The 11,120-nt window shown below is 70.5% G+C and carries 10 protein-coding genes and 1 pseudogene; 6 read left to right on the forward strand and 5 right to left on the reverse strand.

Going from position 1 to position 11,120, the window contains the following annotated elements; genetic code table 11:
* Positions 1-73: 73 nt before the first annotated feature.
* The gene (locus tag OG247_RS00620; RefSeq protein ID WP_327250281.1) at positions 74-262 is read left to right on the forward strand and encodes a DUF6381 family protein; all 189 of its coding nucleotides are present in this window, start codon (positions 74-76) and stop codon (positions 260-262) included.
* A 257-nt stretch (positions 263-519) separates the two neighbouring features.
* Here OG247_RS00620 and OG247_RS00625 read toward each other — a convergent pair whose 3' ends face one another.
* Positions 520-942: a Fur family transcriptional regulator gene (locus OG247_RS00625; RefSeq protein ID WP_327250282.1), complete on the reverse strand. Its 423-nt coding sequence runs from the start codon at positions 940-942 to the stop codon at positions 520-522.
* 344 nt (positions 943-1,286) lie between these two features.
* On the opposite strand from OG247_RS00625, the gene katG reads away from it, so the two are divergent.
* Positions 1,287-3,521: a catalase/peroxidase HPI gene (katG, locus tag OG247_RS00630; protein WP_327250283.1), complete on the forward strand. Its 2,235-nt coding sequence runs from the start codon at positions 1,287-1,289 to the stop codon at positions 3,519-3,521.
* Positions 3,522-3,615: 94 nt separating this feature from the next.
* On the opposite strand, the gene OG247_RS00635 is transcribed toward katG, so the two are convergent.
* Positions 3,616-4,446 (reverse strand): DUF1206 domain-containing protein, encoded by an 831-nt coding sequence (locus OG247_RS00635; protein ID WP_327250284.1) that lies wholly within the window; start codon positions 4,444-4,446, stop codon positions 3,616-3,618.
* Between the two features lie 226 nt (positions 4,447-4,672).
* Here OG247_RS00635 and OG247_RS00640 point away from each other — a divergent pair, with 226 nt between their 5' ends.
* Positions 4,673-5,785 carry an AI-2E family transporter gene (locus tag OG247_RS00640; protein ID WP_327250285.1) on the forward strand — a complete coding sequence of 371 codons (1,113 nt, stop codon included), beginning with the start codon at positions 4,673-4,675 and terminating at the stop codon, positions 5,783-5,785.
* A gap of 245 nt (positions 5,786-6,030) precedes the next feature.
* Here OG247_RS00640 and OG247_RS00645 read toward each other — a convergent pair whose 3' ends face one another.
* Positions 6,031-6,840, reverse strand: a complete 810-nt coding sequence (locus OG247_RS00645; RefSeq protein WP_327250286.1) for a polysaccharide deacetylase family protein — start codon at positions 6,838-6,840, stop codon at positions 6,031-6,033.
* 637 nt (positions 6,841-7,477) lie between these two features.
* Here OG247_RS00645 and OG247_RS00650 point away from each other — a divergent pair.
* Positions 7,478-8,212: pseudogene (locus OG247_RS00650) on the forward strand (zinc-binding dehydrogenase); the annotation flags it as partial.
* Between the two features lie 101 nt (positions 8,213-8,313).
* A complete protein-coding gene (locus OG247_RS00655) occupies positions 8,314-9,408 on the forward strand; it encodes a carboxylate-amine ligase (protein ID WP_327250287.1) in 1,095 nt (364 codons plus the stop codon).
* A gap of 75 nt (positions 9,409-9,483) precedes the next feature.
* Here the strand turns inward: OG247_RS00655 and OG247_RS00660 are convergent, their stop codons facing one another.
* Positions 9,484-9,894, reverse strand: coding sequence for an SsgA family sporulation/cell division regulator (locus OG247_RS00660; protein WP_327250288.1), 411 nt, complete (start codon positions 9,892-9,894; stop codon positions 9,484-9,486).
* Between the two features lie 267 nt (positions 9,895-10,161).
* Here OG247_RS00660 and OG247_RS00665 point away from each other — a divergent pair, with 267 nt between their 5' ends.
* Entirely contained in the window at positions 10,162-10,521 is a 360-nt protein-coding gene (locus tag OG247_RS00665) for a hypothetical protein (protein WP_327250289.1), read from the forward strand.
* Positions 10,522-10,613: 92 nt separating this feature from the next.
* On the opposite strand, the gene OG247_RS00670 is transcribed toward OG247_RS00665, so the two are convergent.
* Positions 10,614-10,994 (reverse strand): ATP-binding protein, encoded by a 381-nt coding sequence (locus OG247_RS00670; RefSeq protein ID WP_327250290.1) that lies wholly within the window; start codon positions 10,992-10,994, stop codon positions 10,614-10,616.
* Positions 10,995-11,120: the final 126 nt, after the last annotated feature.

Raw genomic sequence — 11,120 nt, forward strand, 5'->3', positions numbered from 1 at the left:
GTCACGGTGGCGGGTCCGGCGTGCTCCTGTTTGGCTTGGAGGACCCTAGCCCCGACTCTCATCGAGGACGATCATGAGCACCGAAAGCCAGCCGAGCGAGCGGGCCCGACAGATGCGCGACAAGGCTCAGGAACTGGAGCAGGCGGCGCAGCGAGCCGCCGATCCCGCGGAGCGGGAGCGGCTGACCGCCAAGGCCCTGCACATCCGGGAGAAGAGCGAGCGGGAGAACGGCAGGGGCAGCGGAACCATGGACCCCATGTAGACCGCTCGAGCCGTCGGCCGTCAGCCCGCGGCGTCGTGGCCGCGGGCCCTGCTCCGCTCGTGCATCCTGCGCACCTCGTCGGTCGGAGCCACCGCTCCATGCCACGCGCTTACCCGTACGGCGGAGCCGTAGACGGGCAGGGCAGAGTCGGTCCCGGTGTCGGCCGGCGCGCTTGCCCCGCCGGGCCGGGGACCCGACGAGCGGCACGGTGACACGTTGCTGCCGGGTCCGTGCCCGTGGCCGACTGCCCGGGCCGCCTACGGTAGGGCCCTCGTACAGGTGGGGCACAGTCCGCGGTAGGTGACCTCGACCTCGGACACGGTGAAGCCGAACCGCTCCGCCGCCGGGAGGCCGGCCAGTGGGTCGCCGGTCGGGTGAACGTCGCGGATGAGGCCGCAGCCTGAGCACACCAGATGCTGGTGCGGGTGGTGCGCGTTGGGGTCGTAGCGCTTCGCACGCCCCTGGCCGGAGACCTCCACCACCACGCCGAGCGAGACCAGCTCGCCCAGGGTGTTGTAGACGGTCGCCCGGGAGATCTCGGGGAGCCGCCGCGCCGCGCGGGCGTGCACCTCGTCGGCCGTCAGGTGTACGTGCTCGCCGTCGAGCACCTCCGCGACGACCCGCCGCTGGGACGTCATGCGCCAGTCACGTTCTCGCAGCCGTTCCAGCAGGTCGTTCATTTCGGTTCACGTCTCCGTTACGCGCCGGGCCGGCCGGCAGCCAATTCACTTCCGATTCTCATATCAGCGGTGAAAGGTCACAATGATCGGAAGATTTCACTTTGGGATTTATTTCTGCTGTTTGCTATACGAGAGAGGGTGCTCTGCGTGTTCTCGCCGCAGTGCGCTTCGCGGTGCGCGACCATACGGACGCCGATACGCGCGCTCGATTTATCGGCGTCGTTCGTGAGCATACGGTCCCGTCGGAGTCATGGGTCGCATTGCTCGACTCGCAGAAGCAGACGGCGTCAAGAGCGAGCAGCGCAGCCGGCAGAGGAAAACACTGCGACAGGAAGAAGGACTACGTGTCCGGCAGCGAGAGCGAGAACCCGGCAATCCCCTCCCCGACCCCCACGCCGACTCGCCCCAGGGCGAACCAGGACTGGTGGCCGAATCAGCTGGACCTTCAGGTTCTCGACCAGCGTTCACCCCGGTCCAATCCCATGGGTGAGGACTTCGACTACGCGGCGGAGTTCGCGACCCTGGACCTCGAGGGGCTGAAGCAGGACGTCTTCGGGGTGATGACCGCATCACAGGACTGGTGGCCCGCCGACTACGGCCACTACGGGCCGCTCTTCATCCGGATGAGCTGGCACGCCGCGGGGACGTACCGCATCGCCGACGGCCGGGGCGGTGGCGGCTCCGGCGCCCAGCGCTTCGCCCCGCTCAACAGCTGGCCGGACAACGCGAGCCTCGACAAGGCGCGCCGGCTGCTCTGGCCCGTGAAGCAGAAGTACGGCCGGAAAATCTCATGGGCCGATCTTCTGGTCTTCGCCGGAAACTGCGCCATGGAATCCATGGGGTTCAAGACGTTCGGATTCGGATTCGGGCGCGATGACATCTGGGAGCCCGAGGAAGTTTTCTGGGGGCCGGAGGACATCTGGCTCGGAGATGAACGATACAGCGGCGACAGGGAACTCACCGGGCCTTTCGGCGCCGTGCAGATGGGACTGATCTACGTCAATCCGGAAGGACCGAACGGCAATCCGGATCCGATCGCTGCGGCCCGGGACATTCGCGAGACGTTCGCACGCATGGCGATGAACGACGAGGAGACGGTCGCGCTGATCATCGGCGGCCACACCTTCGGCAAGTGCCACGGCGCCGTCGACCCCGAGTACATCGGTCCGGAGCCCGAGGCCTGCCCCATCGAGCAGCAGGGCATCGGCTGGACGAATTCGTACGGCAGCGGCAAGGGTGTCGACGCGCTCACCAGTGGGCTCGAAGGCGCGTGGACCTCGGAGCCGACGAAGTGGGACAACGGCTATCTGGACAACCTGTTCCGGTACGACTGGGAGCTGACGAGGAGCCCGGCCGGCGCGCAGCAGTGGACCCCCACGGACGCCTCGGCCCAGGGCACGGTGCCCGACGCTCACGATCCGTCGAAGCGGCACGCTCCGATGATGCTGACGACGGACCTCTCGCTGAAGCTGGACCCGGTCTACGGGCCGATCTCGAAGAGCTTCCACGAGAACCCGGAGAGGCTCGCGGACGCGTTCGCCAAGGCCTGGTACAAACTGCTGCACCGTGACATGGGCCCCCTCTCCCGGTACCTCGGCCCGTGGATCGCCGAGCCGCAGCTGTGGCAGGACCCCGTTCCCGAGGTCGATCACGCGCTGGTCGGGGACGCGGAGATCGCCGACCTCAAGGCACGGATCCTCGCCTCGGGGCTGTCCGTCCCCCAGCTGGTCACCACCGCTTGGGCGTCGGCGGCGAGCTTCCGCGGCACCGACAAGCGCGGCGGGGCCAATGGGGCACGGATCCGGCTCGCGCCGCAGAAGGACTGGGAGGTCAACGACCAGCCCGAGGTCGCCGAGGTGGTGCGGGTCCTGGAGCAGATCCGGCAGGACTTCAACGGCACGCCGGCCGGCGGTGCGCAGGCCGGCGGTGCGCAGGCCGGCGGTGCGCAATCCGGCGGTGCGTCGGTTTCGCTCGCCGACCTGATCGTCCTGGGCGGTTGCGCGGCCGTCGAGCAGGCCGCGAAGAACTCCGGGCACGCCGTCACCGTGCCGTTCGCACCGGGGCGCACGGATGCCTCGCAGGAGCAGACCGACGTGGAGTCGTTCGCCGTGCTCGAACCCAGGGCGGACGGGTTCCGCAATTACCTCCGGGCGGGAGAGAAGCTGTCGCCGGAGACCCTCCTGCTGGACCGGGCCTGCCTGTTGACCCTGACCGCACCCGAGATGACGGTGCTCACCGGCGGAATGCGGGCCCTGAACACCGGCTTCGACGGGACCCGACACGGTGTCTTCACCGACCGGCCGGAGACGTTGACCAACGACTTCTTCGTCAACCTGCTCGACATGGGCACGGAGTGGAAGGCGTCGGCCTCGGCGGAGAACGTGTTCGAAGGCCGGGACCGCGCGACGGGCCAGGTCAAGTGGACCGCCACCGCCGTCGACCTCGTCTTCGGTTCGCACTCCCAGCTGCGAGCCCTCTCGGAGGTCTACGCGTGCCAGGACGCGGGAGAGAAGTTCGTACGTGACTTCGTGGCGGCGTGGGACAAGGTGATGAACCTCGACCGGTTCGAACTCGCCTGAGCGGAGTTCTGAGCCGGTGAGGTGTTCGGCGTCGGGATCTGGGCGGTGAAGGGTGAGGGCGGCCTCGGCGTGGCCCGGCTGCCCGCCGGGATGCTCAGACCCGGCGCCAGCAGGCCATGGCCCAGGAGAACAACCCGAACAGCACGAGCCCGAGGGCGACCACCAGGAGCAGCCACGGGCCCGCGGGGGTCTGGGTGAACGCGCGGAGCGTGCCGTCGACCCCCTTCGCCTTCGCCGGGTCGTAGCTCAGGGCTGCGTACACGGCGAAGGCGCCGGCCGCGGCGAAGACGGCGCCGCGCGCCACACCGCCCACCACCCCGAGGATCTCGACCGCCTTGCGGACCTCCTCGGGCTGTCGATCCATCGCCAGGTGCTTGCGGAAGGTGCGCCGCGCCGCCTGTACGGCGATCACGACACCGCCGATGGCGATCCCCACTCCCACGGCCGCCACCCACCACGGACCACCGGGCACATCGAGCACCCTGGCCGTCACGTCACGCGACTGCGCGTCGCCGGACCGGCCCCCGCCGGTGCCGGCGGCGAAGGAGAGCACGGAGAACGCGACGACTCCGTAGAACACGGCCCGGGCCGCCGCGGCCAGTCGCTTGCCGGGCTTGTCCCCGTCGGGGCCCGCCGCACCCAGCGCCGCCTCCGAAAGCCGCCACAGCGTCATGCAGACCAGACCGATACCGACGGCCCATACGAGGACACCGCCGAAGGGCTTCTCCGCGAGCTCCTGCAGCGCGCCGGTCCGGTCCGCTGACCCGCCGCCGCTCACACCGAAGGCGACGCGCACCGCGAGTACACCGATGATCACGTAGAGCAGCCCACGCGTCACCAGGCCACACCGGGCCAGCACTCCCCGCGCCTTGCCGCCGCTCGATGCCGTCTCCACACCCTCGCGTACCGCTCCGCCAGCCGTCATGCCCCGCGAATACCCTGCATTCCCCCCTCCATGCCCGGCCCGGCGGTGCCCCGGGCACGGTGCGCGATCCGGAACTGGCGAGACCCACGGACCAGTCGCTCGTAGGGAAGATCGAAACCACAGGAACGGCGCGAGAGTTGCCGAGTCCGGTCCTATCTCACCTTCGGTGATCCGTACCCATCGGGGCCGGGTCCGGCGGCGTGGGCGCGTTCCATAGGGTGACCCCATGTCTGACACGTTGAGTTCACAAAAGACCGCGTCCGCGCTACGTGCGTCCGCACGGGTCTCCGCCGAGTTGCTCCTGGTCTTGGTGATGACGGCCGTGACGTTGTGGCTTCTGGGTCGGATGTGGTCGGTGGTCTGGCCGCTGGTCGTGGCCCTGTTGCTCACCACGCTGACGTGGCCCCTGGCCGCGTTCCTGCGCCGGCGCGGGTGGCCTCCCGCCGTGGCCGCGTCCTTGGTGACCGTACTGTTCCTCGTGGTCGCCGCAGGTGTCGTGGCACTGATCGCCGTGCCGGTGGCGGCGCAGGCCGGCGAGCTGGGCGACGGCGTGGTCAAGGGGATCCAGCACCTGCGCGGGTGGGCTGCCGGGCCGCCGCTGAACATTGGCGACGCCCAGATCACGGCGGCGTTCGACAGCGCGGTCGACCGGGTCCAGAAGAGCGTCGGCACCACGGTTTCCACGGTCGTCACGGGCGTGAGCACCGTCTTCAGCGGTCTGGTCACCGCCGTCCTGGCGCTCTTCCTGATGTTCTTCTTCCTCAAGGACGGCCCGCGGTTCCTGCCGTGGCTCACCCGGCAACTCCCCGGCCGGCTCGCCACCGACGTCCCCGTGGTCGCCGAGCGCGGCTGGGAGACCCTCGGTTCGTTCGTGCGCTCACAGGCGTTCGTGGGGCTGCTCGACGCCGTCTTCATCGGGCTGGGGCTGTGGATCGTCGGGGTTCCCCTGGTGCTGCCCCTGGCGGTACTGACCTTCGTGTCCGCGTTCGTGCCGATCGTGGGTGCCTTGTTCGCCGGCCTGGTCGCGGTGCTCATCGCGCTGGTCTCGAACGGTCTGACGGACGCACTGATCGTGCTGGTGATCATCATCGTGGTGCAGCAGCTGGAGGGCAACGTCTTCCAACCGATGATCCAGAGCCGCGGTCTCGGGCTGCACGCGGCGGTGGTCCTGTTGGCGGTGACGCTGGGCGGCAGTCTGGCCGGAGTGGTCGGCAGCCTGCTGGCGGTTCCGGCCGCGGCGCTGATCGGGGTCGTGTGGAAGTACCTCCGCGAGCAGCTCGTCCAACCCGCGGCCGACCCTGAGACCGACCGGGCGCCCACCGGCGCCACCCCGTGCTGAGCCGAGCCGGCCTGCGAAGCTGACGACCTGAACCGGAACCTGGCCGGGCCGCCGCACGCCAGGGGGCGGCCCGGCGAGCCACCGCGCCTCAGCCGCGCGGGACCTTCGGGACGCTTGAAACGGCGGCAAGATCGCGCATCTCCCGTCGTTGGCTGCCGACCTGGCACCCGTCTGGCCCGCCGACAGAACCCACCCCCGTCAGCCCCGCCTCAGTGGCCGCGCCCGTCGAGCGGGTGGCCGCGGGGCTACGGGGTGGTGAGCTTCGGAAAGGTGAAGGTGTAGCCCTGCGCCGTGAGCCACGGCAGGTACTCCTTGAGCGCTGCGACCGTCTCGCTGCGGTCGCCGCCCCCGTCGTGGAAGAGGACCGTCGGCTGTGCGGGCAGGTTTCCCTCCACGGCGGCGACGATCGCCGGCAGGCCCGGCCTGCTCCAGTCCTTGGGGTCCACGCTCCAGCCCAGCGGCCGCATCCCGCTCCCGGCGGCTATCGCACGGCTGTCGGGGGTGAAGGCGCCACCGGGGGCGCGGTAGTAGCGGACGGCGACCCCCGGCACGGCCCTCTCGATCATGGACTTGGCGTCGAGGATCTGCTGCCGTTGGTACGCGACGGGCTTGTGGTCCATGGTCACGTCGTGGTCGACCGAGTGGTCGCAGAGGCTGTGCCCCTCGGCGGCGACCGAGCGCACCAGGTCCGGATACTGCTGCGCGCGGGTTCCGATCATGCAGAAGGTGGCCTTGACGTGGTTCTCCCGCAGCACCTCGAGGACCTGGGGCGTCCAGCGCGGGTCCGGACCGTCGTCGATGGTGATGGCTATGTCGTGACCCGGGCCCTGCGCCAGCCTGGAGATGCCCGGCGGAACCTGAGCCGGGCCGTTGGCGCTCACAGCGGATGACCGGACCCCCGCCGAGGGCTCCCCCGGCCCGTCGGCCGAGGCGGCCTGGCCGCTCGGGGCCGCGAAGGCCGGCGCGCCGGCGGCCGCCGACAGGACGATGACGGCAGCAGCCGCCACGGCGGACCCCGCCCGAAGACGGCTTACGGAACTGCGGGTGATGCCCATGGAGGCGCTCTTCCTTCGGACTCGGCCCCCCGGGTCTCCCACTGCTGCCGGTCCAGGCTAGGCCGTACGCCCCGGCGCCGTCCTCCCCCGATCGGCCGATCCGGAGACCCGGCGCGGACGGGACGTACGGCCCCGTTCGCCCCTCTCCAGAGCCGGGGCGCAGCAGGATCCGGCGGGAGCGTCGTCGTGCCCGGTCCGTTCCTGGTTTCGCCCCGCCCAGCCCTTGCTTTCGGCTCTCACCGGCCGGTCCAGCCGGTCGATCAGGCGGACCACTGCGGGTGCACAGCGCGGGTGGGCATGGTGGGATCGGCCGGGTGAAGGATCCCTTTGGTTGTGACGAGCCTGCATCCCTGGCATGTTCCGGGTCCACGGACCGTGCGGCAGCGCGCCGCTTTGTCGCCTCACGGGCCGCCGACGCGAGCGAGCTGGCGCTGCTGTTGGACATGCTCGGGCTCCTGCCCGAGGCCGACCCACGGCCTGCACCGCGCGGTCCGAGGCACAGCCCGCCCTGAGGCCTCCGCCAGAGGCTCCCCGTGGGCTTTCCGGCTTCGGCCCGAACGCCGCCGAACTGGCGGGCCGCATCGCAGACGGCTTCGTCCTGATGAGCCCCGACCGAGCACCTCACGGCGATCCGCACCGGGTCGTGATCCCGTTCAACATCTCCTGCGGCACCTGCCATATGTGCACTCATGGTCTGCAGTCGCAATGCGAGACGACCCAGGTGTGCGGGTACGGCAGCGGAGCGTCCCCGTTCGGCTACACGAAGCTGTACGGGCAGGTGCCCGGCGGTCAGGCCGAGTGCTCGCGGGTGTCCTTCGGCAACAACCTTCCCGTTCGGGTGCCCGTCGACGGGCCCGACGACGGGCCCGTCGACCGGTTCGTCTACCTCTCCGACGTCCCTCCCACGGCCTGGCAGGCCGTCGAGTACGCGGCGATCCCGCCGGGCGGAACGGTTGCCGTACTCGGCCTCGGACCGATCGGCGACATGGCCACCCTCATCGCCGCGCACCGGGGCGCCGGCCTGGTCATCGGCATCGACCTCGTCCCCGAACGCCTCGGCCGGGCGGCCGCCCGCGGGGTCCACGCCCTCGATCTGGGCACCTACGGCGAGGCCATCGCCGACGAGGTGCGGGCGCTGACCGGTGGACGAGGTCCGGACGCCGTCATCGACGCCGTGGGCATGGAAGCCCATGGGGCACCGCTCGCGAAGGGGGCCCAGGGCCCAGGGCGACGGTGAGCGCCCGGTCGGGGCCGGACTGGAACAGCACCAGGCTTCGCCACGCACCGGCTGCCCCTCGCCGAGGCACCGGCCGCGTACGAGATGTTCCAGAAGAAGCGGGACGGCGCCGTCAAGGTCCTCTTCACACCCTGACCTCGGCGTCCGGTCCTGCGTTCGGTCCTGCGTTCGGGGCTACTGGTGGCGCCGCCCGCTCCCGGGCGCGTGATCAAGGCGTGGCGGGGTAGCCGCAAGAGATGATCACGGTTGGCGTCGAAGAAGAGTACGTGCTGGTGGATCCGGTGACCGGGCTGCCGGCACCACGCGTGGAGGACGTGAGACGCACGGCCGGGCTCGGACGGATCACGGATCGCAGCGAGGTCCAGAACGAGCTGCTCCAGGCCCAGATCGAGGTGGCCACTCCCGTCTGTTCGAGCCTGGACGAGGTGGGGGGCCACCTGCTGCGCCTGCGCCATGCGGTGGCCTCCGCCGCGGAAGCGAGCGGCTGCCGGATCGCCGCCACGGGTGCGGCGCCCTTGCGGGGGTCCCTGCCCGTGCCTGTAACCCCGACCCGGCGCTTCCTACGGATGGAGGGGGAGGCCCGGCAACTGGTCGACGAGCACCTGATCTGCGGGATGCACGTCCACGTGGCGGTCCCCGACCCCGGGACCGGCATCGCGGTGATGAACCGGATACGCGGCTGGCTGCCCGCGCTGCTCGCCATGTCCGGCAACTCACCCCTGTGGGAGGGCCGGGACACCGGGTTCGCCAGCTGGCGAACCATCATCTTCGGACGCTGGCCGGTGAGCGGCCCGCCGCCCGTCTTCGACGGCTTCACGGACTACGAACGGCGCCTGGAGGCCCTGGTGGGGTCCGGGATGATCGCCGACCGCGGTCAGGTGTACTGGCAGGCCCGACTCTCCGACCGCTATCCCACCATCGAGGTGCGCTGCCTGGACGTCCAGCTCCGGGCCGAGGACGCCGTCATGCTCGCCGGCATCGTACGGGCGCTGGTCGTGACGGCGATCGCGGAGGAAAAGGCGGGCGCACCCCTCGCCATGAGCGATCAGGAGCTCCTGCAAGCCGGTAACTGGCACGCGGCCCGGCACGGCCTGAACCGTACCCTGTTGGATCCGTACGGCCATCCGCACAGCAGCGGCGACGTCCTCTGCTCCCTCCTGCGCCACGTCACCCCGGCCCTGGAGGAAGCCGGTGACCTGCGACAGGTCAGCGCCCTCGTCCACCGGCTCCTGCGGGAGGGCACCCCCGCCGACCGCCAGCGTCGCGCCTGGGCCGAAGGCGGACTGCCCGGACTGCTCGACCTGATCACCAGTGCGACATCGGTGGGCTGATCGTCGGCGCCGCCGACACCCGCCCGCCCCGCCCCGGGCTGCGCCCTTGCGGCGAAGCCGGGGCACGTTCCCCCTCTACCGGGCCAGGAACTCGTCGAGGAGCTTGTCGAGATCCAGGAACTCTGCGCCCGCGCCGACGACCGCGTAGGTCTGCTGCAGGAAGACCGTGAGCGCGTCGGCATCCACGAAAAGAACGGCTTTCTCTTCTCGCTCACCCCCCTGGCCGCGCAGGTCCATTCGAAGTTCGCCGACGCCGGCTCGCGTGTGGGGACGGAAAGCGACGTCGCCCTCGCCCACCGGGCGTTGGAGTCCTTCGGCCAGCATCTGCCGGTCGAAGCGCCAACGCGCCAGCAGGTAGGGGCCGTCGAAGAACGCCGCCTGCACCGCGTACGGGTCACGGCCGTTGTACGAGAAACGAACGAGGAGAGGCACACGGCCCGTCGCCGCATCAAGGCGAACAGGGACCAGAGCGGACTCGCAGAACATCGACAGGCCTCCTGGGTGGGCTGCACGGCTGCATTCGTCTGCCCCGCCTCGGCGCCTGCCACACCGCCCCACCCCATCGAAAACCGCGGTGCAGGGGGGGCTGGAGACTTACCGGCCGATCAAGAGCGGTCCCGAGTTCCACCGGGACAAGCCCGCCGGCCGCGGACGGGGTCGGACGCGTCACCCTGCCCTGGCCGCGCATAGCTGCCCCCGGCCCGGGCATCAACGCCGTACGCAACGATGTCGTCGTGGAGACGAGGAGTGCCGGTGCTGCCCTTCAAGGTGACCGATGGCGGTGTGCTGATCATCCGACTGCGAGCCGACCTGGACATCTCCGGCCGTGCGGCCTCCGCCTGGGCGATCGACGGCTGTCTCACCGGCCACCGGTCTGCGCCCGTGGTGCTGGAACTGTCGGACGCACCGCTGACTCCCGCCGCGATGAGCACGGTCCTACGGGTCCACCACATGTGCCGCTTCGCAGGTGCGCCGCTGGCCGTCGTCGCGGCGCACGCCGAAGCGCGCCGGGCCCTGACGGCGGGCAACGCGGCGCCGGCCGTCCACCCCACCCGTTCTTCGGCCGTTGCCGCACTCTCGGCCACCCTGACCAAGGTCGTCGCGGCGGCGTGAAACCCGGGCCGCGGCCCCTCGGTGCACCGGATCTTCGGCCACCAGCGACAGCGTCGGCGAGCCGGGGCCGCCCGGCTCCGACGGGTGCGGGTTCACGTGGCGCGAGCTCCTGCGGCCAAGAACGCGGTGATGGTCTTGCCGCCGTGCCCGTATCGGATCTCGGTGCGCTGCGCGATCTTCTTCACCAGCAGCCAGCCGAACCCTCCTGGAGCCGCTGCCGGCGTTCCCGGCGTGTGGGGAGCGAGTGGAGAGGCGTCCGATACTTCGACGGCCACCGAATCCGACAGGTACAGGACCCTCAAAGCGGTCACCCCACCCGCGTGGCGAACCGCGTTGGAGACAAGTTCCGAGACCACCAGCAGGACGTCGTCCATCAGACGCCCCCTTACGGAATGGGCCGAGAGGACCTCCCGGGCAATCCGCCTGGCGTCTTCGCATTTCAGCCTGCCCACGCGACCTGCCGTCCCTGGCATCGGCCTCTCCTCCCCTGGTAGCGCCTACCCTCCGCCTCCACGAAACCCTCCACCGGAAGGTTCCCCCTCGGCACGCCGGTTCAGAGGCTGTCCCCGCGAACCCCGGGCAGTAGCCCCCTCGTGTGG

Source organism: Streptomyces sp. NBC_01244, from assembly GCF_035987325.1.
GTDB lineage: Bacteria > Actinomycetota > Actinomycetes > Streptomycetales > Streptomycetaceae > Streptomyces.

Excerpts from the sequence above, each read along its gene's own strand:
- OG247_RS00620 (WP_327250281.1), top strand. The coding sequence starts at position 74 with ATGAGCACCGAAAGCCAGCCGAGCGAGCGGGCCCGACAGATGCGCGAC.
- OG247_RS00625 (WP_327250282.1), bottom strand. The coding sequence starts at position 942 with ATGAACGACCTGCTGGAACGGCTGCGAGAACGTGACTGGCGCATGACG.
- OG247_RS00635 (WP_327250284.1), bottom strand. The coding sequence starts at position 4,446 with ATGACGGCTGGCGGAGCGGTACGCGAGGGTGTGGAGACGGCATCGAGC.
- OG247_RS00640 (WP_327250285.1), top strand. The coding sequence starts at position 4,673 with ATGTCTGACACGTTGAGTTCACAAAAGACCGCGTCCGCGCTACGTGCG.
- OG247_RS00645 (WP_327250286.1), bottom strand. The coding sequence starts at position 6,840 with ATGGGCATCACCCGCAGTTCCGTAAGCCGTCTTCGGGCGGGGTCCGCC.
- OG247_RS00655 (WP_327250287.1), top strand. The coding sequence starts at position 8,314 with ATGATCACGGTTGGCGTCGAAGAAGAGTACGTGCTGGTGGATCCGGTG.
- OG247_RS00660 (WP_327250288.1), bottom strand. The coding sequence starts at position 9,894 with ATGTTCTGCGAGTCCGCTCTGGTCCCTGTTCGCCTTGATGCGGCGACG.
- OG247_RS00670 (WP_327250290.1), bottom strand. The coding sequence starts at position 10,994 with ATGCCAGGGACGGCAGGTCGCGTGGGCAGGCTGAAATGCGAAGACGCC.